The sequence below is a fragment of the Klebsiella sp. KP20-425-1 genome (genome assembly GCF_025813515.1).
In the GTDB taxonomy this organism is placed as follows: Bacteria; Pseudomonadota; Gammaproteobacteria; order Enterobacterales; family Enterobacteriaceae; genus Klebsiella; species Klebsiella pneumoniae.
In genome coordinates, this window is the sequence record NZ_CP109614.1 from 2,235,393 (window position 1) to 2,258,930 (window position 23,538).

General features: G+C 62.3%; 24 protein-coding genes. 9 read left to right on the forward strand and 15 right to left on the reverse strand.

Going from position 1 to position 23,538, the window contains the following annotated elements; all coding sequences use genetic code 11:
• Positions 1 to 6: 6 nt before the first annotated feature.
• Genes OHJ17_RS10910 through OHJ17_RS10925 form a run of 4 tightly spaced genes read right to left on the reverse strand, consistent with a single transcriptional unit; the run spans position 7 to position 3,498 of the window.
• Positions 7 to 930, reverse strand: coding sequence for a 3-hydroxyacyl-CoA dehydrogenase family protein (locus OHJ17_RS10910; RefSeq protein WP_032416240.1), 924 nt, complete (start codon positions 928 to 930; stop codon positions 7 to 9).
• An 11-nt stretch (positions 931 to 941) separates the two neighbouring features.
• Complete coding sequence (locus OHJ17_RS10915; protein ID WP_019705777.1) at positions 942 to 2,123, reverse strand: acetyl-CoA C-acetyltransferase; 1,182 nt, start codon at positions 2,121 to 2,123, stop codon at positions 942 to 944.
• A 9-nt stretch (positions 2,124 to 2,132) separates the two neighbouring features.
• Complete coding sequence (locus OHJ17_RS10920) at positions 2,133 to 2,789, reverse strand: CoA transferase subunit B (protein ID WP_002908192.1); 657 nt, start codon at positions 2,787 to 2,789, stop codon at positions 2,133 to 2,135.
• Between the two features lies 1 nt (position 2,790).
• A complete protein-coding gene (locus OHJ17_RS10925; protein ID WP_004175762.1) occupies positions 2,791 to 3,498 on the reverse strand; it encodes a CoA transferase subunit A in 708 nt (235 codons plus the stop codon).
• 140 nt (positions 3,499 to 3,638) lie between these two features.
• Here OHJ17_RS10925 and OHJ17_RS10930 point away from each other — a divergent pair, with 140 nt between their 5' ends.
• Complete coding sequence (locus tag OHJ17_RS10930; RefSeq protein ID WP_004189584.1) at positions 3,639 to 4,529, forward strand: LysR family transcriptional regulator; 891 nt, start codon at positions 3,639 to 3,641, stop codon at positions 4,527 to 4,529.
• Positions 4,530 to 4,575: 46 nt separating this feature from the next.
• Here OHJ17_RS10930 and OHJ17_RS10935 read toward each other — a convergent pair whose 3' ends face one another.
• Positions 4,576 to 4,716, reverse strand: a complete 141-nt coding sequence (locus tag OHJ17_RS10935) for a hypothetical protein (protein ID WP_002908189.1) — start codon at positions 4,714 to 4,716, stop codon at positions 4,576 to 4,578.
• A gap of 289 nt (positions 4,717 to 5,005) precedes the next feature.
• Between OHJ17_RS10935 and OHJ17_RS10940 the strand changes: the two genes are divergently transcribed.
• Positions 5,006 to 5,914, forward strand: coding sequence for a DUF535 family protein (locus OHJ17_RS10940; protein WP_004180248.1), 909 nt, complete (start codon positions 5,006 to 5,008; stop codon positions 5,912 to 5,914).
• 82 nt (positions 5,915 to 5,996) lie between these two features.
• Here the strand turns inward: OHJ17_RS10940 and OHJ17_RS10945 are convergent, their stop codons facing one another.
• Positions 5,997 to 7,214 carry an MFS transporter gene (locus OHJ17_RS10945; protein ID WP_004189586.1) on the reverse strand — a complete coding sequence of 406 codons (1,218 nt, stop codon included), beginning with the start codon at positions 7,212 to 7,214 and terminating at the stop codon, positions 5,997 to 5,999.
• 177 nt (positions 7,215 to 7,391) lie between these two features.
• On the reverse strand, positions 7,392 to 7,853 hold the full coding sequence (locus tag OHJ17_RS10950) for a winged helix-turn-helix transcriptional regulator (RefSeq protein WP_004175770.1): 462 nt from the start codon (positions 7,851 to 7,853) through the stop codon (positions 7,392 to 7,394).
• A gap of 60 nt (positions 7,854 to 7,913) precedes the next feature.
• Between OHJ17_RS10950 and OHJ17_RS10955 the strand changes: the two genes are divergently transcribed.
• The 4 genes from OHJ17_RS10955 to chrA all read left to right on the forward strand — a co-directional run bounded on the left by OHJ17_RS10955 (position 7,914) and on the right by chrA (position 11,966).
• Positions 7,914 to 8,162 carry a tautomerase family protein gene (locus OHJ17_RS10955; protein WP_004175772.1) on the forward strand — a complete coding sequence of 83 codons (249 nt, stop codon included), beginning with the start codon at positions 7,914 to 7,916 and terminating at the stop codon, positions 8,160 to 8,162.
• 186 nt (positions 8,163 to 8,348) lie between these two features.
• Positions 8,349 to 9,542 (forward strand): MFS transporter, encoded by a 1,194-nt coding sequence (locus tag OHJ17_RS10960; RefSeq protein ID WP_223174957.1) that lies wholly within the window; start codon positions 8,349 to 8,351, stop codon positions 9,540 to 9,542.
• A gap of 128 nt (positions 9,543 to 9,670) precedes the next feature.
• The gene (locus OHJ17_RS10965) at positions 9,671 to 10,630 is read left to right on the forward strand and encodes a chromate resistance protein ChrB domain-containing protein (protein ID WP_077255452.1); all 960 of its coding nucleotides are present in this window, start codon (positions 9,671 to 9,673) and stop codon (positions 10,628 to 10,630) included.
• Positions 10,599 to 11,966 carry a chromate efflux transporter gene (chrA, locus tag OHJ17_RS10970; RefSeq protein WP_032433162.1) on the forward strand — a complete coding sequence of 456 codons (1,368 nt, stop codon included), beginning with the start codon at positions 10,599 to 10,601 and terminating at the stop codon, positions 11,964 to 11,966. The genes OHJ17_RS10965 and chrA overlap by 32 nt, the downstream gene beginning before the upstream one ends.
• A gap of 54 nt (positions 11,967 to 12,020) precedes the next feature.
• On the opposite strand, the gene OHJ17_RS10975 is transcribed toward chrA, so the two are convergent.
• From OHJ17_RS10975 to OHJ17_RS11010, 8 genes are read right to left on the reverse strand one after another with little or no spacing between them, the layout of a single operon-like run.
• Complete coding sequence (locus OHJ17_RS10975; protein ID WP_016946484.1) at positions 12,021 to 13,442, reverse strand: FAD-binding oxidoreductase; 1,422 nt, start codon at positions 13,440 to 13,442, stop codon at positions 12,021 to 12,023.
• 26 nt (positions 13,443 to 13,468) lie between these two features.
• The gene (locus tag OHJ17_RS10980) at positions 13,469 to 14,284 is read right to left on the reverse strand and encodes an ABC transporter permease (RefSeq protein ID WP_004145364.1); all 816 of its coding nucleotides are present in this window, start codon (positions 14,282 to 14,284) and stop codon (positions 13,469 to 13,471) included.
• Position 14,285: 1 nt separating this feature from the next.
• Positions 14,286 to 15,116 carry an ABC transporter ATP-binding protein gene (locus tag OHJ17_RS10985; protein WP_020802952.1) on the reverse strand — a complete coding sequence of 277 codons (831 nt, stop codon included), beginning with the start codon at positions 15,114 to 15,116 and terminating at the stop codon, positions 14,286 to 14,288.
• Positions 15,113 to 16,096, reverse strand: a complete 984-nt coding sequence (locus OHJ17_RS10990; protein WP_032433161.1) for an ABC transporter substrate-binding protein — start codon at positions 16,094 to 16,096, stop codon at positions 15,113 to 15,115. Before OHJ17_RS10990 ends, OHJ17_RS10985 begins: the two co-directional genes overlap by 4 nt.
• A complete protein-coding gene (locus tag OHJ17_RS10995; RefSeq protein WP_004151186.1) occupies positions 16,096 to 16,977 on the reverse strand; it encodes a creatininase family protein in 882 nt (293 codons plus the stop codon). The genes OHJ17_RS10990 and OHJ17_RS10995 overlap by 1 nt, the downstream gene beginning before the upstream one ends.
• Complete coding sequence (locus OHJ17_RS11000; RefSeq protein ID WP_002908128.1) at positions 16,974 to 17,453, reverse strand: RidA family protein; 480 nt, start codon at positions 17,451 to 17,453, stop codon at positions 16,974 to 16,976. Before OHJ17_RS11000 ends, OHJ17_RS10995 begins: the two co-directional genes overlap by 4 nt.
• On the reverse strand, positions 17,443 to 18,726 hold the full coding sequence (locus OHJ17_RS11005) for an amidohydrolase family protein (protein WP_032433160.1): 1,284 nt from the start codon (positions 18,724 to 18,726) through the stop codon (positions 17,443 to 17,445). Before OHJ17_RS11005 ends, OHJ17_RS11000 begins: the two co-directional genes overlap by 11 nt.
• Positions 18,727 to 18,737: 11 nt before the next feature.
• A complete protein-coding gene (locus tag OHJ17_RS11010; RefSeq protein WP_032433159.1) occupies positions 18,738 to 19,706 on the reverse strand; it encodes a PDR/VanB family oxidoreductase in 969 nt (322 codons plus the stop codon).
• Positions 19,707 to 19,913: 207 nt separating this feature from the next.
• Here OHJ17_RS11010 and OHJ17_RS11015 point away from each other — a divergent pair, with 207 nt between their 5' ends.
• The 3 genes from OHJ17_RS11015 (at position 19,914) to OHJ17_RS11025 (ending at position 23,529) form a co-directional block, all read left to right on the forward strand.
• Positions 19,914 to 20,813 carry a LysR family transcriptional regulator gene (locus OHJ17_RS11015; protein ID WP_002908057.1) on the forward strand — a complete coding sequence of 300 codons (900 nt, stop codon included), beginning with the start codon at positions 19,914 to 19,916 and terminating at the stop codon, positions 20,811 to 20,813.
• A 296-nt stretch (positions 20,814 to 21,109) separates the two neighbouring features.
• Positions 21,110 to 22,099 (forward strand): ABC transporter substrate-binding protein, encoded by a 990-nt coding sequence (locus OHJ17_RS11020; protein ID WP_012541484.1) that lies wholly within the window; start codon positions 21,110 to 21,112, stop codon positions 22,097 to 22,099.
• An 11-nt stretch (positions 22,100 to 22,110) separates the two neighbouring features.
• Positions 22,111 to 23,529 carry an amidohydrolase family protein gene (locus OHJ17_RS11025; protein ID WP_032433158.1) on the forward strand — a complete coding sequence of 473 codons (1,419 nt, stop codon included), beginning with the start codon at positions 22,111 to 22,113 and terminating at the stop codon, positions 23,527 to 23,529.
• Positions 23,530 to 23,538 lie beyond the last annotated feature (9 nt).

Sequence of the window (23,538 nt, forward strand, 5' to 3'; positions counted from 1 at the left end):
GCGATACTAGGGTTTCAGGGCGAAGCGCAGCTGGTGTTCCCGGCGCGACTGGATGCGCTGGTGCCGGGCCTCGTCCCAGAGGTAAAAGCCTTGCCCGCTGCGGGCGCCGGTGTCGCCTCGCGCCACTTTCTCCGCCACCAGCGACATCATCTCCGTGCCGCTGGCCAGCTCCGGCAGCAGGTGCTGGCAGATATCCTGGACTGTCGCCAGGCCGGTCATGTCCGCAGCCTCCAGCGGGCCGACCATCGCATAGCGGCGGCCCAGCGAGGCGCGCATCACCTGGTCCACCACCTCCGGGGAAGCGATGCCGCTGTGGACGATATGCAGTGCTTCGCGCAGCAGGGCGAACTGCAGCCGGTTGCCGACAAAGCCCGGCGCGGCGCGGTTGAGCACCACCGCCTCCAGCGCGCAGGCGGCGCAAAAGTCGCTCACCTGGCGTGCCAGATGAGGCAGCGTGGCGCTCCCGGGCACCACTTCCACCAGCGGGATCAGGTGCGGCGGATGCCAGAAATGAGCGATCAGTAGCCGTTCCGGGAGGCGCATGCCCTGAGCCAGCCGATCCGGCGGCAGGCCGCTGGTGTTGCTGGCGATAATCGCCTCGTCGGCGATCAGCGTTTCCAGCTCGGCGTACAGGGCGTGCTTCAGCGCCAGCCGCTCGGGGATCGCTTCAATCAGCAGCGTGGCATCGGCCAGGGCATTCAGCGTCGGGGTGGGGGTCAGACGGGCCAGCACCGCGTCGCGGTCGGCGGGATCCTGCTGACCGCTGGCCTCCAGCTCGCACAGGATGGCGCTGGCCACCGCCGGAACCTCGGCGAGACGCTGCGGGTCGGTGTCATACAGGCGGACGGCGTGACCGTGACGGGCGAAATGGCAGGCGATACCGACGCCCATCAGTCCCGCGCCGAGTACCGCCAGGCGTGGTGTAAACATAGTGGCTCCTGTTAACGTTGTAGAGTCATGGCGATGCCCTGGCCGCCGCCGACGCACAGGGTTGCCAGCCCTTTGCTGGCGCCCCGGCGCTGCATCTCATGCACCAGGCTGACGAGGATCCGGCAGCCGGAGGCGCCGATGGGATGTCCAAGGGCGATGGCGCCGCCGTTGACGTTGACCTTCTCGCTATCCCACTCAAGCAGCTGACCGACGGCCAGCGCCTGGACGGCAAAAGCCTCGTTGGCTTCGATAAGGTCCACCTCGTCCAGCGTCCAGCCGGCGCGCTGCAGCGCCTGGCGGCAGGCGCTCACCGGGCCGATGCCCATCACCGATGGGTCGACCCCGGCGACCGCTGAGCTGACAATGCGCGCCAGCACCGGCAGCCCAAGCTCGCGCGCTTTATCGACGCGCATCAGCAGGACCGCCGCGGCGCCGTCGTTCAGCGACGAGGCATTCCCGGCGGTGACGCTGCCGTCAGCCGGGCGAAACGCCGGGCGCAGCTGGGCCAACTGCTGCTCGCTGGTCTCCGGGCGCGGTTGCTCATCGTCAGTCACGAATCGCGGCGGCTTTTTGCCCTGCGGGACGCTGACCGGAACGATCTCCTCACGAAAGCGCCCGGCGGCGATAGCAGCCGCCGCTTTGCGCTGGGAGCTGGCGGCGAAGGCGTCCTGGCGCTCGCGGCTGATGTCGAAGGCGTCGGCGAGGTTCTCGGCGGTAATGCCCATGTGGTAGTCGTTAAAGGCGTCCCACAGGCCGTCCTGGATCATGCTGTCCTGCAGGCTGGCGTGGCCGAAACGCAGGCCGTCGCGGGCGCCATGCATCAGATAGGGAGCATTGCTCATACTCTCCTGGCCGCCGGCGATAACGATCCCGGCGTCGCCGCAGCGGATCGCCTGCACCGCCTGCTGAACCGCTTTCAGTCCGGAGCCGCACACCAGATTGACGGTGACCGCCGGAGTGTCGACCGGCAGGCCGGCCCGCAGCGCGGTCTGGCGCGCCGGGTTTTGCCCGCAGCCGGCGGTAAGCACCTGGCCGAAAATTAGTTCGTCGACCGCTGCGGCGGGCAGCTGGCAGCGTTCAAGCAGGCCGCGCACCACCGCTGCGCCGAGGTCGACGGCGGAAAGAGGGGCGAAGGCGCCGCGAAAGCTGCCTACCGGGGTGCGTACTGCAGCAACAATGGCAATATCGGTCATGGTCTCTCCTTAACTGAAGCGCATTTCGCGCACGTCGTCAGCGACGATCAGCCGTCCCGCCGTTTTACGTATCACCTCGTCGGGGCTGACCCCCGGGGCCACTTCGCGCAGGACAAACGCGCCGTCGACAATCTCCAGCAGGGCCAGATCGGTGAGTACCCGGCGAATACAGCCCACGCCGGTGAGCGGCAGGGTGCACTGCGGCAGCAGTTTGGATTCGCCGTTTTTTGAGGCGTGGGTCATCACCACGATGATGTTCTGCGCGCCGGCTACCAGGTCCATGGCGCCGCCCATCCCCTTGACCATTTTTCCAGGGATCATCCATGAGGCGATGTTGCCCGCGACGTCGACCTCAAAGGCGCCAAGAACGGTCAGGTCGACGTGGCCGCCGCGGATCATGGCGAACGACTGGGCGGAATCGAAGATCGCCGCCCCGGTTTGCGCGGTGACGGTTTGTTTACCGGCGTTAATCATGTCGGCGTCGATGGTTTCCTCATCGGGAAATTCGCCCATCCCCAGCAGGCCGTTCTCCGACTGGAGCATCACTTCAATGCCGGCGGGAATGTAGTTGGCCACCAGCGTCGGGATACCGATCCCGAGGTTGACGTAGTCGCCGTCGCGCAGCTCCTGGGCGACGCGCATCGCCATTTGTTCACGGGTCAGCATCTCAGTGCCCTCCGGCGCGCAGGGTGCGCTGTTCAATACGTTTTTCGAATTGCCCGACGATCAGCCGGTCGACATAGATCCCCGGAGTATGGATGGCGGAGGGGGGCAGTTCGCCCGGCGGCACAATCTCTTCCACCTCCACCACCGTAATGCGCCCGGCGGTGGCCATCAGCGGGTTGAAATTCTGCGCGGTGTGGCGATAGACCACGTTGCCGTACCAGTCGGCTTTCCAGCCTTTGACCAGCGCGAAATCGCCGCGGATCGCCTCTTCAAGGATGTAGTGTCGGCCGTCGAACTGGCGCACCTCTTTGCCTTCGGCGACCGGGGTGCCATACCCGGTGGCGGTGTAAAAGCCGGGGATGCCAGCGCCGCCGGCGCGGATTTTTTCCGCCAGCGTTCCCTGCGGGGTGAGTTCTACCGCCAGCTCGCCGCTCAGCACCAGCTGTTCAAACAGCGCGTTTTCCCCGACGTAAGAGGCCACCACCTTGCTGACCTGGCGCGACTCCAGCAGCATGCCGAGACCGAAACCGTCGACCCCGCAGTTGTTGGAGACCACCGTCAGCCCCTGCACCTGGCGACGCTGCACCTCGGCGATCAAGTTCTCGGGAATGCCGCACAGGCCGAAGCCGCCGGCGAGCAGCGTCATGCCGTCCGTTAACCCTTCCAGCGCCGCTTCGTAACTGGCGACGCGTTTATCCAGTCCTGCCATCTTGTCTCTCCTGCCTTGCGATAGCCTTATCATTGGCGCAGGCGACTGATTTGATAATTTTGAATTTGTGACTCACTCATTTGGAATTTTAATTAATTTCCTGTTAACTAATTTTTTTCAATTAGTTAACAGGATGAAAAATGAGAATGAGTGTCAAACAGTTACGCGCGTTTTTAGCGGTAGCTCACACTCTGAATTTCGCCCACGCCAGCGAAAGGCTGAATCTGTCGCAGCCAGCTCTCAGCCTGACCATCAAAGGGTTGGAGGAGGCGCTGGGCGGCGCGCTGCTGCAGCGCAGCACCCGCAAAGTGACCCTTACCCAGGAGGGGGAACTCTTTCTGCCGATGGCCCGTCAGCTGCTGGCCGACTGGGATAACGTCGAGGAGGCCATGCGTCAGAGCTTTACCCTGCAGCGGGGTAAAATTTCGGTCGCCGCGATGCCGTCGTTTGCCGCCAACGTTCTGCCGGAGGCGCTGAAAGCCTTTCGCGACCGCTATGCCGGGGTGAACGTTACGGTGCATGACGTGATTAATGAGCAGGTGATCGAGATGGTGCGCGAGGGGCGGGTGGAGATGGGCATCGCTTTCGAGCCATCGCCCAACCACAACCTGCTGTTTACCCCGCTGGCGGTGGACCGCTTCGTGGCGATCGTTCCCCAACAATCCCCGCTGGCGAAGAAAAAGCAGCTCACCTGGCAGGAGCTGTTGACCCTCGACTTTATTACCCTGCAGCGCCCCTCGGCGGTACGCCTGATGCTGGAGGAGGCGCTGGCGCGCAGCGGACGTCAGCTGGACGTGGCGCTGGAGAGTCATCAGCTGGTGACGGTGGGGAGGATGGTGGCCAGCGGCCTGGGGGGCAGCGCGGTGCCGGCGCTGTGTAAAACGCAGATGGCATCGTTGGGCGCCGTCTGCATCCCGCTCAGCGATCCGCCGATTGAGAAGTGCGTCGGCGCGATCCATGCCGGACATCTGCCGCTGTCGAAGGCGGCGCAGGCGCTGCTGGATACGCTGAAAGGGTTTTTACCCACCTGAAGGTGTGGGCGTCAAAAAAAAACCGGCCTGCTGGCCGGTTTGACAATCAGATTTTACAGGCGTCGCCGCAGTCGTCGTCGGCAACGATCGCCTGGGCTTTTTTGTCCGCTTCTTCCAGACGCTCCGCGTTGCGCTCTTCCGCTTCATCCAGGCCGCTGAAGACCAGGTTGTCGAGATCAATTTCCATAAGTTACCTATCGTTGCTGGTTTTGAATCAGGGTCAAGTATAGGGCATAACCGCCAGCGGATGTAGCCGCGCTTCGCGCCGAAGGCACAGAGCGTTAAGTCGCTGAGCGGAGGGCGTTACCTACCATAATTCATCGTTGACAGAATAAGTTTAGCGACAAATAACGTCGCCAGGATAATTTCCTGCCTAAATATTAAATGAAAGGACAACGAAGGAGTAATTAAGCGTTGACGAAACGCTTTTATGTTAATATGGCCGCGATTATGGATGAATCTATGGATCTTAATCAATGGAACATACTGTTGCAGGCGCCATCAAAGAATGGCGTAAACATAATAAAGTGATCGGTCAGGTCAAAATAAGCTATAAAAAAATTTTACGAAAATGCAGAGAGCTCTCGCTCGCAGGAGGTAAATACAGAGAATATCAAGGACTTTGTGCGAAATATCAGTGCGCGCGGTTGACCGCGGTGACCAAAGGACTGGTGCCTTTTGAGGATAAACCGTTTAAAGCGTATCTCAATAAACGGCTGTCAAAACGACGCAAACTGGATATTGCCCATGGTTCACTGAATTTCATCGAGAAAACGTTTCACCCTGATGTCCTGCCGCAGCTCTACAATGTCGCGGATTTTGGCCGCGAGATGTTTTCTATTCCCTTGAAAAATGGCGATAAGCTTGACGTTAAGCTGCTGGCCTCGCCGTTTCAGGAGGAAGGGGAGCTGATGCTGCAGCTGTTTCTTGGCGACCGGCGCGTCTATAGCGTCTGTTTTTCCTGCACCGACGATGGCCGCGCTTATATCGGCGGCATCCAGGGCGGGAAAGATATCACCAATGACGAAGTGAAGGTGCTGACTAAAGAGCTGCATGGCGCGCGGCCGAAAAATATCATCATGAGCGTGCTGTATGGTTTGCTGCGATATTTCAACATCTCCACGGTCTACGCCATCGATTCTGATTATCACGTGAAAAGCGATCTGGTGAAAGCCAGTTATTCATCGCTGTGGCTGGAAATGGGCGGTGAGAAACAGGCTCGCGGCTGGTATAAACTGCCGGCGCAAGAGATCAAAAAGAGTATTGAAGAGGTGAAAAGTAAGCACCGGAGCCAGTTTATTAAGCGCGAAGGTCTTAAAGAGCTGATTCAGATTAATATGGCGAACGCCCTGCAGCAAATTACCTTGCCTGCGCGGGTGAATTAACGCCACTCACACGTCAGGCGGGCAGCAGGGGGCTGCTGCCCGGCTGGCGATTTCCTCTCTCCCCAGGTCGCTGTGCCGTAGGTTACTGCCCGCTCTCGCCGACTGGCGGTGACGCGGAGACGGTGAGCAGCGGAGCGCTGCGCCACCATACCATCAGGGCGACAATCGCGATAACGCTCAGCACGCCGAAGGCGGTGGCATAGGAGTAGTGCCCGGCGATAGACCCGGTTAACGCCGGACTCATTGCCGCCCCGGCGCCCTGCATCAGCATCACCACGCTCTGTCCAGCGTTAACGTGCCCGCTGCCGCGCAGCAGCGAGACGATAAAGCTGGGCACCGCCACCCCCAAAATCCCTGCCGCCAGGCCATCAAGAATTTGCACCGGGACCATCATCGCCGGGGCGTCGCTGGACGCCGCCAGCGCCGCCCGGATGGGCATGATCAGCAGCGCCAGCAGGATGCATCGCCAGTAACCGTATTTGTCGATGCTGCCGGCGACCCGGATGGCCACCGGGATCATCACCACCTGCGAAATAATCACCGTGGCGGCGGCAAACAGTCCGGGATTGAGGTGTCCCGGCGCGGCGGCGATCCGCATGCTCAGCATCGGCAACAGTGCGGCATTGGCGAGATGGAACAGCATCAGGGTTACGCCGGCGATCAGCAGCGGCGTATGGCGGAACAGGATGGCAAACCCCGGCAGGGAGGGCGTGGATGCCGCTTCGATGCCGCGGGCGGCATCATCGTCGATATCGCCGCCGCGGATCGCCAGCAGGGCGACCAGGGTAAGCAGCGTGGTACAGGCCATCAGAATGAAAATGCCGCCGATGCCCCAGTACCAGGCGATAGCCCCGGCCATTAGCGCGGTGAAGAAATTTCCCGCGTGGTTGAAGGCTTCGTTTTTCCCCATCTGGGCGCTAAAGCCGCGCTGTCTGGCAAGACCGAGGGTAATCCCGGCGATCAGCGGTCCGACAAAGGCCGCGCAGATGCCGCTGGCGACTTGCGAGAGGGCGACCACGCTGGTCTTCTGACTAAACCAGAGCAGCAGGGTGGTGAGGGTGATCACCAGGCAGACCCCGGCCAGCAGCAAGCGCTTATGCCGCGAGCTGTCGGTGATGAAGCCGGCGGGCAGGGTCGCCAGCAGGCCGGCGATACCGCCGACGGACATCAGCAGGCCAATGTCCTCCGCCTGCCAGTGACGCTGGGTGAGAAAGATCCCCAGAAACGGGCCGAGGCCGTCGCGCACGTCGGCAATAAAAAAGCTGGTCAGACATAAAGCCCGCAGAGAACGAAGCGACATTTTCTACCTTTAGCATGCGCGATCTGCGCGTCGGAATGGTCACCGGATACCTTCATCCTTTATCGCACAGTTCGATGAAACAAAAATGTCCCGCGCTCGTCGGGTACCGTGGCTATGCAACATACCCGCTTGCGGCGGCTTTCGCCAGAGGCGTACGAAAGTTCTGTAGCGGCGCTATTAGCGTTCGTCTGCCTTGACGATCTGCAGGGCGGCGGGGCTCGCCACGGTGCCGCTGGCAGTAATAAACCCCGGATGGACAGCCTCGCCGCTGGCGCTGTCCACCAATGCTATATGCGGCGCACTGTGCAGCACGTGCTGGTGGCCCCATTCCATCAGGGCGAACAGCACCAGCGCCAGGCTACGGCTTTTATCAGTCAGAACATATTCATACCGTTCGCGGGAGCCGGCTTCCCGGTAGGGCACTTTGTTGAGCAATCCCGTTTCGGTCATGGTTTTTAACCGGGTGGTGAGCGTCTGGCGGGTAATATGGGTGTGCGACAGCAACGTTTCAAAGCGCGTCACGCCGTAAAACGCCTCGCGTAGGATCAGCAGCACCCAGCGGTCGCCGAGTATTTTGGCTCCTTCCGCCAGGCCGCACAGCGCCGGGTCGAGGTAGGGCAGTGATTTATTTTTTGACATCGCGAGATTGACCTTCTACTCTGAGTTTGAATTTTAGACCTAGATGCTAAGGAGAATAGCGTGCCATTTGTTAACGTGCAAACCATTAAAGGGATCATGACCGCGGAACAGAAAAGTGAGCTGCTGCGACGGATGACCGATCTGCTGGTGGAGATTGAGGGGCAGGGCGATCCGCAGTTCCGTCAGTCCGTCTGGATCCGCATTGACGAACATGACCCGGAGCAGTGGAGTCTGGGCGGCGTCCAGCCGACGGCCGCAATGATCGCGGCGAAATTTGCCGCCGCGCGGCGCGACGGATCCCCGGAATAAAACGCGCGGCGAAGCCCGGCCCGGCGATCTGACGCAGAAGAGGGGCCAGATCGCCGGGTAATATTGCGATTCGCTATGGTGCAAAAGCGTATTTTGCGGCTAAGGTAACGGTCAGGGAACCCAACAAACAGGGCGCGATGCCAGACGGCCAGCCTGGCGCCACTCTCAAACCGGTGAAAACAACGGATGTCTACAGAACACATGCTGCCGCTGGCGGTGCAGAACAAAAACATCTTTCGCCTGGCTGCCGCTCAGGCGCTGGCCGGCGCCAACTCGGTGGTCTTCTACGCTACCGGCGCGATAGTGGGTAACGCGATTGCCCCCAGCCCGTCGCTGGCCACGCTGCCGATCACCCTGTTTGTGCTGGGGATGGCGGCCTCCATTCTGCCTTTCGGCGCGCTGGGGCGAACGCGGGGCCGCAAAGCGGCGTTCAGGCTCGGCACCGGCGCCGGGATGGTGACCGGACTGGCGGCCGCCCTGGCGGTAGTGCTGAATTCTTTTCTGCTGTTTTGTCTCGCCGCGATGCTTGGCGGCGCCTATGCTGCCGTGGCGCTCAGTTTTCGTTTTGCCGCCACCGACGGCGTCGCCCCGGCGCGTCGCGCCCGTGCGCTGTCGCTGGTGATGGGCGGCGGTGTGGCCGCCGGGATCATTGGCCCGATGCTGGTCACCGGCACCATGCACCTCTGGCCGGCACATACCTTCGCCGTCACCTTCCTCGCTCAGGCGCTGGTTGCAGTGCTGGCCGCCTTTTTGTTGAGAGGGGTGACGCCGGCGGAGCCCACCGCGGCCAGCGTGCGCGGAGGGCGGTCGCTGCGCGAGATTGTCCGCCAGCCGGGTTTTGCCACTACGGTATTCAGCGGCGCGGTGGCCTATATGGTGATGAATTTTCTGATGACCGCCGCGCCGCTCTCCATGCATATGCACGGTCTTTCCCAGCAGGCCGCCAACCTTGGGATCCAGTGGCATGTGATGGCGATGTACGGCCCGGGATTTTTCACCGGCCGGCTGATCCAGCGCTTCGGCGCAGTGCGAATGGCGGCGGCGGGATTGCTGATCACCGCCGCGTCGGTGGCGGTCGGCCTGAGCGGTCTCGGCGTGTATCATTACTGGCTGTCGCTGATTTTGCTCGGCATCGGCTGGAACTTTGGCTTCACCGGCGCCTCGGCGAAAATCATCGATTTCCACCGCCCGGAAGAGAAGACCCAGGTTCAGTCGCTCAACGATTTTCTGGTCTTCGGCGTGATGATCGTGGGGTCGTTTTCGTCCGGGGTTCTGCTCAACGCCTTCGGCTGGAACGCCGTGCTGTGGGGCTCCCTGGTCCCGGTTGCGGTGGCGTTGTTGACCCTGCTGCTGCGCCCCTTATCCCCATCCCGCGCTTAGCGCCTGGCCTGCCGCTGCGCAGGCCGTCTTTTGCTTTTTTCAGCTATGCATTGCTGAAATTCATCTCACCCTGCGCGCGAATAAACGTCACACACGCTACATGCTGTAGTAATCTCTACATCATGACAATGCATCTCTTGATCCTTAACCTGACGACCTCTCAAGCCACGCTGCGCATGCGTGTCTGGCGAACCCTGAAGCAGAGCGGGGCGGCGGTCCTGCGCGATGGGGTCTATCTGCTGCCCGACGTGCGCCAGGGCTATGATACCTTCCTCAGCGCCTGCCAGGCGATCCGCGCGGAGGGCGGGGCCGGGTATGTGTTTACGATTGAGTCGGCGGAAGAGGAGGCGCTCAGGCCGCTATTCGATCGCCGCGAACAGTATGATGCGCTGTTGCAGGATCTGCAGGCGCTGCAGGGGGCGTTAGCCGCCGACGGACTGGCGGCTCAGCTCAAACAGCTGCGTAAAATTCAGCGTGACTACCGGCGGATCGAGGCTATTGATTTCTTCCCGGGGGCCGCCCGGGAGCAGGCCGCTGAGCGACTGGCCACCCTCGAGCAGGCGATTAATCAGCGGCTGTCGCCGGACGAGCCGCAGGCGGTTGCGGGCGAACTGAGCCTGCTGGACAGAGAGGCCTTTCGCGGCCGTTTGTGGGCCACCCGCCGACGGCCGTGGGTCGATCGTCTGGCCAGCGCCTGGCTGATTCAGCGCTTTATCGACCCTGAGGCGCGGTTCCTGTGGCTTGCCGCGCCTGAGGATTGTCCGGCGACGGCGGTCGGTTTTGATTTTGACGGGGCGCCGTTCAGCCACGTCGGCACGCGGGTGACCTTCGAAGTTCTGGTCCGGCGCTTTGCTCTGGAGGCCGCGATCCCCGACGCCCTGGGGCGGCTGATCCACTTCCTGGACGTCGGTGGGGAACCGACCCCGGAGGCGGCGGGGGTGGAAAGCATTCTGGCAGGGCTGCGGGAAACCATTACGGACGATGACCAACTGCTGGCGGCAGCCTGCTCGCTGTTCGACGGCTTACTGAAGTCCTGTGAAATGAGGTCTGGTAATCATGAGCAAAACGGTCGTTCTTCCGCAGAGTGACAGCCCTTCCGTCGTCGCTTCCGTCCCCTTCTGGCAGGCAATTCGCTTCTGGCTGAAGCTCGGCTTCATCAGCTTCGGCGGGCCTGCCGGGCAGATCGCCATGATGCACCAGGAGCTGGTGGATAACCGACGCTGGATCTCGGAAGGGCGATTCCTGCACGCGCTCAACTTTTGTATGGTCCTGCCGGGCCCGGAGGCTCAGCAGCTGGCGACCTATATCGGCTGGCTGATGCATAAAACCTGGGGAGGCGTCATCGCCGGGGTGCTGTTTATCTTGCCCTCGCTGGTGTTGCTCATCGCGCTGGCGTGGATCTACCTCGTCTGGGGAGATGTCGCGGTGGTGGCGGGGATTTTTTATGGCATCAAACCCGCCGTGGCGGCGATCGTGCTGCAGGCGGCGCACCGCATCGGCTCGCGGGCGCTGAAAAATGGCGCCTACTGGGCCATCGCCGCCGCGGCCTTTGTCGCTATTTTTGCGCTGAACGTTCCTTTTCCGCTGATCGTCCTCGCCGCGGCACTGGTGGGTTTTATCGGCGGACGGCTGGCGCCGACGATATTCGGCAAAGCGGACGCCCACCGTGCGCAGAGTCACCCTGGCGGAGCCGCCATCATTGATGACACGACGCCGATCCCGGCCCATGCCATTTTCAGCTGGCGGCGCACCTCTCAGGTGCTGATCGCCGGGATGCTGCTGTGGCTGGCGCCGATGGCCGCCCTCACGCTAATGCTGGGCTGGGCGCATCCGCTGACCCAGATGAGCTGGTTCTTTACCAAAGCCGCGCTGATGACCTTTGGCGGGGCATATGCCGTCCTACCTTATGTTTACCAGGGGGCGGTGACCCACTATGGCTGGCTGACGGCAGGGCAGATGATGGATGGCCTCGCCCTTGGGGAGTCGACCCCCGGACCGTTGATCATGGTGGTGACCTTTGTCGGGTTTGTCGGCGGCTACACCAAAGCGGTGTTGGGCGTCGATGATGTGCTGCTGGGGGGCATCGGGGCGGCGTGCCTGGTGACATGGTTTACTTTTTTACCCTCGTTTATTTTTATTCTCGCCGGCGGGCCGTTTATTGAAACGACCCATAATAAGGTGGGATTTACCGCGCCGTTGACCGCCATCACCGCCGCGGTGGTGGGCGTTATCCTGAATCTGGCGCTGTTTTTTATCTGGCATAGCGTCTGGGGACCATCCGGTTTCGACCCGTGGTCCGCAGCCATAGCCCTGGGCGCCGCCGGGCTGCTGTTTCGTTATAAGTGGAAGCTGACCTGGGTACTGGCCGCCGCCGCCGCAGTAGGGCTTATCGTCCATATGGCGGGACTGTCCGGCGCAGGATGAGGTTGGGCGGCAACGGGCCAGCGACCCGTTAGCGCCCAACCGGACCGGGGACCATCAGGTCGTGGGGCTTTCGCGGGTGGCCCGCGTCAGCGGGTTGCTGTCGAGTTCCAGCTGGTCGCGCAGCGCCCAGCCGCGCAGCTTGCCGGGGTTAAGCAATCCCGCCGGGTCGAGAGACTGTTTCACCGCCACGACGTCGGGACGAATCACGCCCTGTTTGCCGTCCTCAACCTGCAGCACGTGGGGGTTGTTAATCTTGACGTCGTTGTCGCGAAATATCTGCATGATGGCGTTAAGACGTTCGGGCGTGGTATAGCGCACCAGCTGCAGACCGCTGGCGGTGAGATTGCCCTCGATATCGCGCAGGAATTCAATATGGGACATCACCTCCCCGGCGAAGTGCTGCTCCATCTGTAAAATTTGCTGCGGATAGCGCAGCGGATCAAACGCCGTCTGCAGATAGGTCAGCGTATTGTCCACCTTGAGCGCATGCAGGGTGGTGTGGTTCCAGCAGTATTCCATTAACGAGCCGTTGCGCGTCCGGGCCTCGTCGCTGGCCTGCCGGATGGCGTTGCTCCCGCGATGGCGCGGTAACAGGCTGGCGCAGAGTCCTTCGCTCTCCTCGGCGATCAGGCTGATAACCGCATGCTGCCCGGCGCGGTAACGATCGTTGAGGTGGCTAAAATAGTCAGCGATCGGCGTGGCCAGCAGCGCCACCTGGCGCTTCACCAGCCCCGGCGAGCGGACGCAGGCGTTGGCATAGTTCAGCGCATCGGCGAAATCGTCAAACACGTCCAGACGTTCAATCCACTGGTGCGCAGGCGCCAGCGCCAGCTCAACCTCCAGGATAATGCCGTTGGTGCCGTAGGCGTGATGCAGCAACAGCGCTTCGGGAGCCGGGACGGTCAGCACGCGGGGGACCGGCTCGACGGTCATCACTTTGACGCTGAGCACATTGCCGGGCGCCGCCAGCGGCCCATAGTTGATGGAGCCGATACCGCCGAACCCGCCGCCGTAGAGACCGCCCAGGCTCGCCAGTCGATAGGTCGATGGCATACAGCGCAGCTCCCAGCCCGTCTGGCGGGCGGCGGTTTCGATGTCCGCCAGGCGAATGCCGGCCTGGGCCCTCACTGTGCCGTTGCCGAGGGCGACGATCTGGTTGAGCCCGGTCATATCCACCAGCAGCCCGCCTTCGAGGGGGACCAGTTGGCCATAGTTGCCGGTGGCGCTGCCGCGCAGGGTCAGCGGCAGCTGGTGCTGCGCGCAGGCGCAGACCAGCTGGCGCAGCTCCTCTTCATCGCGCGGGCGAACCACCGCGTCCGCCTGTTTCCCCGCCAGTTGCTCGGTGAGTAGCGGACTGAACCAGTGAAAATCGCGGGAGAGCCGTTTGATCTTCGCCGGCTGTAAGGTCCACTCCAGCGCCGGGAGTGCCTGCTGGATCGCCGCGACCGCGTGTTGACGCTGTTCATCAGTCATCATTCTTTTTCCTGTTCGTCAGCAGAACATTAATGAGATTGCACGGCTTCGCTTTCATGCCAGGCGCTAAGCGCCCGGCGCGAAACCCAGGACATCACGCCAAACAGCGCGATACCGGCGAGAGAGATCAGCAGCAGCGCGGCAAACATCAGCGGGATATCCAGCTGGTAGCCGGCCTGCAGGATCTGATAGGCCAGTCCGGTATTGGTCCCGCCGGTCCCGGCGACAAACTCCGCCACCACCGCGCCAATCAGCGACAGCCCACTGGAAATACGCAGCGCGCCGAAGAAATAGGGCAGCGCCGAGGGGATACGCAGCCGCACCAGCGTTTGCCAGCGGCTGGCGTGATTGAGGCGAAAATAGCTCAGCAGGCCGGGGGAGACGCTGCGCAGTCCCTGAGTGGTATTGGAGATGATGGGAAACACCGCCATCAGGGTGGCGCACACCACCAGCGAGAGCGTGGCATCCTTCACCCAGATGATGATCAGCGGGGCGATGGCGACGATCGGCGTCACCTGCAAAAACACGATGTAGGGAAACAGGGCGGTTTCCACAAAGCGGTTCTGCACCAGGATAAACGCCACCGCGGCGCCGATGACAATCGACAGCAGAAACGAGATCAGGGTGATCTTGAGGGTGAACAGCAGCGCCAGCAGCAGCGGCGTGAGATGCGTCCACAGGCTTTCCAGCATCACCAGCGGCGACGGCACCAGAAAGGCCGGGATACGGAAATAGCTCACCGCGCCCTGCCACAGGAGCACCATCGCCACCGCGACGAGGGTCGGATAGAGAATTTTGAGAAAACGCGGATGCTGGATCCACGGCGTTGCGGTTGTGGTTTTCATATTATGGCTCCATACCAGACTGGCTGGCCTGCAACAGACTGTCCTGCAGCTGACGGGCATACAGGGAAAAGGCCGGGCTGACGCGGAACGCCTCGCTGCGCGGGAACGGCTCGCGGATGGGGATATCTTCGACCACCCGTCCGGGACGGGCCGCCATCATGATCACCCGCTGGGAGAGAAACACCGCTTCGTGGATCGAGTGGGTGACGAACACCACCGTCAGGTTCTGCTCCTGCCAGAGACGCAGCAGGTCGCTGTCGAGTTTGTTACGCGTAATTTCATCCAGCGCGCCGAAGGGCTCATCCATCAGCAGCAGCTTTGGTCGGGTGACCAGGCCGCGGGCGATGGAGACGCGCATTTGCATGCCGCCGGAGAGTTCGCGCGGCAGGACGTCGGCGAACTTGCCGAGGCCCACCAGCTCAAGGACTTCACTCACCCGGGTATTTCCCTCCGCCCGCGGCACGCCGGCCAGATCCAGCGGCAGCCTGACGTTATTGCGCACGCTGCTCCACGGCATCAGGGTGGCTTCCTGGAAGACGAACGACAGCGGATGCTGGGCCTTTTCCCGACTGTCGCGCCGCCACAGCATCAGCTTGCCGTCGCTGGGCTCCACCAGGCCGGCGACCATCTTCAGCAGGGTGCTTTTACCGCAGCCGGACGGGCCGAGCAGGGTAATAAACTCCCCCTGATTGATGGTCAGGTTGACGGGCAGCAGCGCCCGGGTGCCGTTGCTGTAGATTTTCTCCGCCGACAGCACCTCGATGGCCGGGGTGGCAGCGGCGGGTATAAAGCGGGTATCGCTCATCACGGTCAGTTTCGGGGCGGTATTCATGGCATCACTCCGGCGTCTTTGACCATCTCCAGGGTGTAAGTCTGCTCAAACGGCACCTTGCTGGCGTCGATCAGTTTGTTTTTCACCAGCATGTCCCAGGTTTTCTTCAGCCGCGGCTCGGTGATGATGCCGATGCCGCCGGTCTTAGCATCGCCGCCGGTCACCAGCTGGTACTGCTTCATCTGGGCAATGCCAAAGGCGATCTGCTCGGCGCCCATTTGCGGATTCGCTTTGCCGATCAGGTTGTTGCCGGGGGCGGGATCCCGCAGGTAGCTTTTCCAGCCTTCCATGGAGGCTTTGACGAAGGCCGCCACCGCCGCCGGACGTTTGCGGATGGTGTCGGCCATACAGATAATCGAGTTGCCGTAGGGCGGGTAGCCCCAGTCGCTGAGCGGATAGACATAGAACGGCTGTCCGCCTTTGGCAACGGAGAACGGCTCCGAGGTCACGTAGCCCTGCTGCACCAGATTTTTATCGGCGAGGAACGGCTGAACGTTAAAGGTATAGGGGCGCACTTTGCTGCCAGCCAGACCCAGCTCGCTTTTCGCCCACGGCCAGAAGGAGGTATAGGCCTCGGTGGCGAGCAGGAAGGTTTTGTCTTTAAGTTCCGCCGGGTTCTCCACCTTGTCATGGGTGATAAACACCGTCGGCGAGTGCTGGAACACGGTGGCGACGGTCACCGCGTGCACCCCGGCCTGCCAGGTCTCCAGCGCCTGGCCGTTGTCGCCAAGGGTGCAGTCCGCCTGACCTGCCGCCATCAGCTGCATGACGTTGATCTGCGGGCCGCCCATTTTAATTTCGACATCGAGACCGGCGTGTTGATACAGCCCGGTGGCCTGGGCCTGGTAAAACCCGCCGTGTTCGGCCTGGGCATACCAGTTGGTGAGAAAGGTAAACTTCTCCGCCGCGAAGCAGGAGGCTGAGGTCGCGAGGGCGGCCACGGTCAGCAGGGTAAAAACGGGCGTCAATCTGGTATTCATCAGGGCTCCCTGGATTCAGCAGCGAAAGAAGGTGGTAGGGACTGCACAAAGCCGTGCCAGTGCTGTTTGCCCCAGGTCGGTTCGCGACGTTCGACCCAGGCCATGCGGTGGATCTCGATGATCGCCTGCGCCCAGCTGGCGGCGAGGGAGTCGAGAAGCCCTTCGCCTTGCTCCCGCGTCGCCGGGGTCGGGTCGCCAATCACCCCGCTGGGGCCAAAGTCATACGACGCCCACGCCGCCGCCGGGCGGCCTTTCGACAGGGTCGGGCAGGGGAATTCCGGGGGGAAATTAGCGACGGCCCGTTCCATATGGACGCACTCCGGCGCCAGCGCCAGCATCAGCGCCGTTTCGCTATGCCCGGCGTGCATCGCCATCCGCTGTTCATGCGGGCTGAGAAACTGTTTTTCGCAGTTGGGCACGTTGAACACGTCGTGGGGGATGGCGATGAAATCCCCGTGGCGCAGGCGCATTTCCCGGCAGGCGATCTGCAGGATCTGCGGCTGGCCGCCGTGGCCGTTGATCATCAGCAGCTTGCGAAAACCGGCCCGATAGAGAGATTCGGCGATCTCCAGCAGGGTATGCAGCAGCGTATCGCCGCTAAGGGTCAGGGTGCCGGGAAAATGCAGATGCTCCTCGGACTTACCGTAGACGATCGGCGGAATGGCGTAGGCCGGGATCGTCGCCGGCAGCCTGGCGAGGGCATGGCCCGCCACGCCGGAAGATATCACGCTGTCCACCGAGCAGGGCAGATGCGGGCCGTGCTGTTCGATCGCCCCGGTGGGGAGGACGATAACCGTATTGCTTTTATCCGGCAGGGCGGCCACGTCCGTCCAGCTCAGAAAAGGAAGAAAGCGCGCGGCAGGAATGTAACCGTTAATCATCGCGGTGCCTCGGAGTTAAATGACGGGGGTAACCAGACGGTCGCTTCGACTTCAATCAGTACCGTGGCGTCGGGCAGCATTTCGCTGACCTGCACCACGGTGGAAACGGGCGGCTGGTCGGGGTAAAACAGCTTCCTGACCCGGCTGTAATAGGGAAAATGGTCAAGGTTGCGAAAGTACTGCACCAGCTTGATAACGTCGCTCATCTGCCCTCCCGCGGACGCCACGGTGCGGCGGATGCTCTCCAGGACGTACCAGCTCTGGGCGAGGATCGGGCCCTGTTTCGCATCGGTCGAAAATTCGCCGGTCGCCCCCAGCAGCTCCCGCACCGGCTCAGGCACATCCTGAAAGCCGTTGACGATGGTGCCGGTCAGGGGATTGACCGGAATAATGCCGGAGAGAAAGATAAAATCGCCGGCTCTGCGCCAGGCGGCATACCGCGCCAGCGGCGCCCCGGCGCCTGCTTCAAGACTCATGTGCCATCTCCTCCTGCCACACGCGCCGGTGGGTTAACCTGCCGTGGTTAACCACCAGACGGGCGGCGCTGTTTAAAGGCCAGATAAAACGGTCGCTACCCGGGAAAATCACCACGCTGGCCGTCGCCCCGACGGCAAAGGGCGCCGCGTCTGCCGGCGAACCGGTTAGCGCCGCGCGATCGCAGATCAGCCGCGACTGCTGGTCGAACAGGTCGCTGAGCTGAGCGCTGAACAGACCGCAGGCCAGGGTGTCCAGCGGGTCATAGCTCCCCGCCGGACAAAAAGCGTCCTGCACGTTGTCGCAGCCGAGCAGGGTGGCCACGCCGGCGGCCTGCGCCTCGTGCAGCAGGGTGATCCCCCGCTGGCGCGGCGTGCGACCGAACGTCGCATCCTGCAGCAGCAGGTTGGTCATCGGCAGAGCGATAAGGGTGACGCCGTGCGCCGCCAGCTGGCGCAGGATCGGCGCCGCCTGTTCGTCGCTGCCAGCGGCCAGCGCGCAGCCGTGGCTGCAGCAGATATGCCCGGGAAAAGGGTGGCGGGAGAGATGGTCCGCCAGCCAGGTCAGCCCCTGAGACACTTCGCTGAGCTCCTCATCAATATGCAAATCCAGATCCAGCTCCCAGCGGGCCGCGCTATCCAGCAGGTTTGCCATGGCGGCGGCGTCCCAGTTGGAGGAGTGGATGAAGCCGCCCAGCAGGCAGCCCTCCCCGCTGGTGGCGACCGTCCGGGCGATGGCCTCCGCTTGCGCCGGATCGCGAAACAGGGTCAGCGGGACCAGCGCCACCCGCTCCAGGGTGATGCCGACGGTATCGAGGCGGGCGATCTCCTGCCAGGCGTCCGGTGCGTCGGCGGTAAACCAGTCGATATGGCTGCGTAAATGGGTCACACCATTTGCTGCCGCCCTGGCCAGCGCAGCGGACGCCCGACGTTGAATATCCGCCCTGGTCCAGTGCTGGCGATCCTCGTGCATAGCGTGGATCGCCGCCAGCAGCCCGGCCTGCGCCGGACGGCAGCGTTCAATGGTAAAGGTCTTGTCCAGATGGGCATGAGGTTCCACCAGGCCGGGGAGCGTCAGGGCCCCCGCCAGGTCCCACAGGCCGGGAGTCGGCTGGTCGGTCGGGGTCAATGCGGCAATCCGTCCATCGCGAAAGGCCAGGTCCGCCAGCACCGGTTCACCGTTGGCCCGCGTCGGCCAGCCGTCGGGCAGCGCCCAGGCCGGGAGTCGGGCGCGGCTGATACCGGCGAGCGGCGCGCAAGAGGAGGGGAACGTCATCGTCAGTCTCCTCACAGATCCAAAACCAGACCCGGCGATTTCGCCCGCGAACAGCAGAGCGTGATCTGGTCGTTGTCAGCTTTCTCTTCCGCCGTCAGCACGCTGTCCCGGTGTTCGGGGATCCCGTCGAGGACCCCGGTAATACACGACCCGCACATTCCCTGTTCGCAGGAGAGCATTACCTCCACCCCGGCGTGCTGTAATACCTGAGCAATGGTTTGATCCGCGGCGACCTGCAGGCGCTGCCCGCTGGAGGCCAGCTCAATATAAAACGCATTTTTCGCTGCAGTATTATTTTCCGCCGCGGGAGTAAAACGCTCGAAAACGAATTGCGACGGCGACCAGCGATATTCCTCCATGACCGACTGCAGTCGCTGAATAAAACCCTCCGGGCCGCAGGCGACCACTGCGGTATCAGGATCGGGCGTGGTTAAGCAGGCGGGGATCCGCTGGCGAAACGACGCGCCTTCCTCGCTACAGTGGATCGCCACCGTGCCGCCCGCAGCCAGCTGGGTCAGGCGCGGGGAGAAGGCCGTCTGGCGCGCGCTGGCGACATAATAATGCAGCTCCAGCCCCCCCTTTCTGGCGGCAATCGCTTCGGCCATCGCCAGCAACGGCGTGATGCCGATACCGCCGGCAAACAGCAGGTAGCGCCCGGCCTCCGGCAGGGGAAAATGGTTGCGCGGAGGCGAAATGGCGAGCCGATCGCCGGCTTTGAGCTGCTGGTGCAAATAGCGTGAGCCGCCGGTGGAGGTGTCAGTCAGCCTGATGCAAACTTCATAGCCATTGCCGCGGTCAGGCATGCCGCACAGGGAATACTGCCGGGGGCCAATGCCGGGGATAATAATATCGATATGCGCCCCGGCAGAGTAGGTCGGTAATATTTCCCCGGCCGCCGCCTGCAATATTAATGATAGATTTCCCTCTCCGTTGGGGCGTATTTCCCCGACCGAGACCGAAATAAGATCGTGGCTGTGCATTACCGTTTACTCTCCCTCATTCCGCTGTCTGCAGGGCGGCCAGGGTCGGCGAAGAGATAACTCCTCTTCGCGGTAAACTGTCCGGCGTGCAAGAAAATGGGTGAAACGATCGTTTCTCCGCTATGAATGCTACGGTATTGTGATAAAACTGTTGCGTCCAGAGCTTTGATTCGCACAACCCGTTGCAAAAAAGAGAGCACCCAAACCATGTTTGCCTTCTCCCGATTTCTGCTCTATTTCACCGAAGTGGCCCGTCAGGGATCGTTTCGTAAAGCGTCAGAGGCGTTGCATGTGTCGGCGTCTTCCATCGACCGTCAGATTTTGCGCGTGGAACAGGAGCTGGCGATGCCGCTCTTCGAGCGCCATCCCACCGGGCTGCGGCTGACCGCCGCCGGGGAGCTGCTCCTGCACGCGGCCAATAACTGGAAAAAGGACTTTACCCGGGTCTGCGAACAGCTGGATGACCTGCGCGGGTTGCGGCGGGGGCATGTGCGCATCGCTACCATCGATGCCATTAACCGGCATTTTTTTTCGACGATGCTCAAAGAGGTGCATAAACATTATCCCAACATCTCTTTTACATTGACCACCATCAACAATATCCACATTCAGCAGGCGCTGATCTCCGGTGAGGCGGATTTCGGCATCATGCTCAATCCCCAGACCTCTCGTGAACTGCAGGTGCGGGCGTTTGCCGAGATGAATATGGGGATCGTGGTGCCCACCGGCCATCCGCTGGCCAGCCGCAGCGCGGTGCGCTTTAGTCAGTGCCTCGACTACCCGTTTATCCTGCCGTCCGCCCCGTTGATGATCAGCGAGCCGGTGGAGGCGCTGGTGAACATCAGCGGCAACGAGGTGAAGGAGGTGGCGGTGTCGAATAACATTCACATGATCCGCACCCTGATCAAAGAGCAGATGGGCATTGGCATCCTGTGCCGACTGGATATTCTCGATGAGATCGAGTCCGGCCAGCTGGCGTTTGTGCCGCTAACCGATCCGCAGCTTAAGCCTTTCACCCTGGCGCTGTGCGTCTCGCCCGCCCGCCAGCTTTCCCTCGCCGCCTCGATGATGTTGAACCAGCTGGAGATGCTCTTCAGTCAGTTGTGAGAGACCGGGCAGGCACTAAAATCATTCATTAACGCACCATGATGGTGCGTTTTTTGTGTGCATGAATCAAAGGTTGCATGCCCAAGGGCGGCGGCGCAGGCGATTTCTCGCGGCCGCTCGCGGGGCAATCAAATCTGGCATTGTTTTTGTATAGCTGAGTGTGAGTAGAAGCGGTCAGTACGGGTTATCCATACGGGACATTGCTCAGTCACCATGTCGCGGTTCAATGTTGACCGGGATGGGAGGCTGAGCCGTGGTTTGCTCGCCCCTCTCCCGGCATGAAGAGGAGAGGGATAATGAAAAGTCGTGCACGCCTTCCCCGGGGCTTTCGCTGGCTGGGCCTGATGGCTCTCGGCGGTGTCTCGCTGGCCGTTCAGGCCGAGGAGAAAATCGTTCTGCTGACCTCCTGGTACGCTCAGGCGGAGCAGGGGGGTTATTATCAGGCTCAGGCCACTGGGCTGTACAAAAAATATGGTCTCGACGTCGAGATCCGCTCCGGTGGCCCCCAGGTCAACGGCATGCAGTTGCTGTTGTCGAAGCGGGCCGATGTGATAATCGGTTACGACCTGCAGCTGCTGGAAGGCATTCAGCGCGGCTTCCAGGCGAAAGCCATTGCCGCGCCCTTTCAGTACGATCCCCAGGGGCTGCTGACCCATGCCGATGTCACCTCCCTGCAGGGGCTGAAAGACAAAACGCTTCTGGTCTCCAGCTCCGGTCAGGCGACGTGGTGGCCGTGGCTGAAGGCGCAATATCAGCTGAGCGACGCTCAGGTTCGCCCCTATACCTTCAATATTCAACCCTTTGTCGTCGATGACGCCGTCGCCCAGCAGGCCTATGTCAGCTCCGAGGTGTTTCAGGTGCAGAAGGCCGGGGTGAAGGCGAACTTCTTCCTCTTTTCCGAACACGGCTATCCCCCCTACGGCGGCATCCTTATCGCCCGCCCGGATACCATCGCCGAGCGTAAAGCGGCGATGGCGAAGTTCGTCCGCGCCTCAATGGAGGGCTGGGTGAGCTATCTCAAGGATCCGGCGCCGGGAAATGCGCTGATTAAGCAGGACAACCCGAAAATGACCGACGATCTGCTCGCCTGGGGCGTGACCCAGATCCGTGAGCATCACCTGATCGACGGCGGGGATGCCGCCAGCCAGGGCTGGGGGACGATGACCGACGCGCGCTGGCAGAAGACCCGCGACTTTATGGTCAGCGCCGGTCTGCTGGCGGCGGCCACCGACTGGAAACAGGCCTACACCACCGAATTTGTTCAGGCCATGCAGGTTAAACCCTGAGGAGCGACGCCATGTCATTAATGATTAAAAATGCCCATGCCATCCTCAGCGGTCTGCCCGGAGAGGCGGCGCGGCTGGCCGGGCCGGATATTCGCATCCGCGACGGCAAGATTGCCGCCATCGGCAGCCTGACGCCGCTGCCGGAAGAGCGACAGATCGATGCCCGCGACTGCGTGATCTATCCGGCATGGGTGAACACGCACCACCATCTTTTTCAGTCGCTGCTGAAGGGCGAGCCGCAGGGGCTGAACCAGAGCCTGACGGCCTGGCTGAGCGCTACGCCGTACCGCTTTCGCGCGGCTTTCGATGAACATACCTTTCGTCTGGCGGTGCGCATCGGCCTGGTGGAGCTTCTGCGCTCGGGCTGCGCCAGCGTGGCGGATCACAACTACCTGTACTGGCCGGATATGCCTTTCGATACCTCGGAGATTGTCTTCAGCGAAGGGGAAGCGCTGGGGATGCGCATCGTTCTGTGCCGGGGTGGGGCGACCCAGGGCCGGGCGGTGGAGCAGGATCTGCCGGTGGCGCTGCGTCCGGAAACCTTCGACGGCTATATGGCGGATATCGAACGGCTGGTCAGCCGCTATCACGACCCCCGGCCCGATTCTCTGCGCCGGGTGGTGATGGCGCCCACTACCGTCCTGCACTCCGCGCCGGGCGCCCAGCTGCGGGAGATGGCGAAGCTGGCCCGCCAGCTGGGGATCCGGTTGCACAGCCATTTATCGGAAACCGTCGATTATCTCGACGCCGCGCGGCAGAAATTCGCCATGACGCCGGTTCAATTCTGCGCGGAACACGACTGGCTGGGAAATGACGTGTGGTTTGCCCATCTGGTGAAGCTGCTGCCGGAGGAGATTGCCCTGCTGGGCCGCACCGGAACCGGCATCGCCCACTGCCCGCAAAGCAACGGCCGGCTGGGCAGCGGCATCGCCGATCTGCTGGCGCTGGAGCAGGCCGGGGTCCCGGTCTCGCTGGGGGTGGACGGCGCTGCCTCCAATGAAGCGGCGGATATGCAAAGCGAAGCCCATGCCGCATGGCTGCTACAGCGCGCGCGCAAGGGGATGCTGGCGCAGCCGCGCTACGCCGGGGGCGCCTTCGAGGGGGGGGCCGATGCGGCCACGGTGGAGGATGTGGTGCGCTGGGGCAGCGCCGGCGGGGCGCAGATCCTCGGCTTAGCGCAGAGCGGCACCCTGCAGGTCGGGATGCAGGCGGACCTTGCCATTTACCGGCTGGACGATCCGCGCTACTTCGGCCTGCACGATATGGCCATTGGGCCGGTGGCCTGCGGTGGGCGCGCCGCGCTGAAGGCGCTACTGCTCAATGGCCGCCCCATCGTGGAAGACGACGCCATTCCCGGTCTCGACCTTGACGCGATGCGCCACGACGCGCTGGCTGCCGTCCGTACCCTCCAACAGCGCGCCGCTGTTTAACTGATAACA

Bases quoted from the DNA above. Each gene is read 5' to 3' on its own strand.
- OHJ17_RS10985 (WP_020802952.1), bottom strand. From the start codon at position 15,116: ATGAATACCGCCCCGAAACTGACCGTGATGAGCGATACCCGCTTTATA.
- OHJ17_RS10925 (WP_004175762.1), bottom strand. From the start codon at position 3,498: ATGGCAGGACTGGATAAACGCGTCGCCAGTTACGAAGCGGCGCTGGAA.
- OHJ17_RS10930 (WP_004189584.1), top strand. From the start codon at position 3,639: ATGAGAATGAGTGTCAAACAGTTACGCGCGTTTTTAGCGGTAGCTCAC.
- OHJ17_RS10995 (WP_004151186.1), bottom strand. From the start codon at position 16,977: ATGATTAACGGTTACATTCCTGCCGCGCGCTTTCTTCCTTTTCTGAGC.
- OHJ17_RS10910 (WP_032416240.1), bottom strand. From the start codon at position 930: ATGTTTACACCACGCCTGGCGGTACTCGGCGCGGGACTGATGGGCGTC.
- OHJ17_RS10990 (WP_032433161.1), bottom strand. From the start codon at position 16,096: ATGAATACCAGATTGACGCCCGTTTTTACCCTGCTGACCGTGGCCGCC.
- OHJ17_RS11000 (WP_002908128.1), bottom strand. From the start codon at position 17,453: ATGAGTCTTGAAGCAGGCGCCGGGGCGCCGCTGGCGCGGTATGCCGCC.
- OHJ17_RS11020 (WP_012541484.1), top strand. From the start codon at position 21,110: ATGAAAAGTCGTGCACGCCTTCCCCGGGGCTTTCGCTGGCTGGGCCTG.
- OHJ17_RS10935 (WP_002908189.1), bottom strand. From the start codon at position 4,716: ATGGAAATTGATCTCGACAACCTGGTCTTCAGCGGCCTGGATGAAGCG.
- OHJ17_RS10965 (WP_077255452.1), top strand. From the start codon at position 9,671: ATGCATCTCTTGATCCTTAACCTGACGACCTCTCAAGCCACGCTGCGC.
- OHJ17_RS11010 (WP_032433159.1), bottom strand. From the start codon at position 19,706: ATGCACAGCCACGATCTTATTTCGGTCTCGGTCGGGGAAATACGCCCC.
- OHJ17_RS11005 (WP_032433160.1), bottom strand. From the start codon at position 18,726: ATGACGTTCCCCTCCTCTTGCGCGCCGCTCGCCGGTATCAGCCGCGCC.
- OHJ17_RS11025 (WP_032433158.1), top strand. From the start codon at position 22,111: ATGTCATTAATGATTAAAAATGCCCATGCCATCCTCAGCGGTCTGCCC.
- OHJ17_RS10945 (WP_004189586.1), bottom strand. From the start codon at position 7,214: ATGTCGCTTCGTTCTCTGCGGGCTTTATGTCTGACCAGCTTTTTTATT.
- OHJ17_RS10920 (WP_002908192.1), bottom strand. From the start codon at position 2,789: ATGCTGACCCGTGAACAAATGGCGATGCGCGTCGCCCAGGAGCTGCGC.
- chrA (WP_032433162.1), top strand. From the start codon at position 10,599: ATGAGCAAAACGGTCGTTCTTCCGCAGAGTGACAGCCCTTCCGTCGTC.
- OHJ17_RS10960 (WP_223174957.1), top strand. From the start codon at position 8,349: ATGTCTACAGAACACATGCTGCCGCTGGCGGTGCAGAACAAAAACATC.
- OHJ17_RS10980 (WP_004145364.1), bottom strand. From the start codon at position 14,284: ATGAAAACCACAACCGCAACGCCGTGGATCCAGCATCCGCGTTTTCTC.
- OHJ17_RS10915 (WP_019705777.1), bottom strand. From the start codon at position 2,123: ATGACCGATATTGCCATTGTTGCTGCAGTACGCACCCCGGTAGGCAGC.
- OHJ17_RS10975 (WP_016946484.1), bottom strand. From the start codon at position 13,442: ATGATGACTGATGAACAGCGTCAACACGCGGTCGCGGCGATCCAGCAG.
- OHJ17_RS10940 (WP_004180248.1), top strand. From the start codon at position 5,006: ATGGAACATACTGTTGCAGGCGCCATCAAAGAATGGCGTAAACATAAT.
- OHJ17_RS11015 (WP_002908057.1), top strand. From the start codon at position 19,914: ATGTTTGCCTTCTCCCGATTTCTGCTCTATTTCACCGAAGTGGCCCGT.
- OHJ17_RS10950 (WP_004175770.1), bottom strand. From the start codon at position 7,853: ATGTCAAAAAATAAATCACTGCCCTACCTCGACCCGGCGCTGTGCGGC.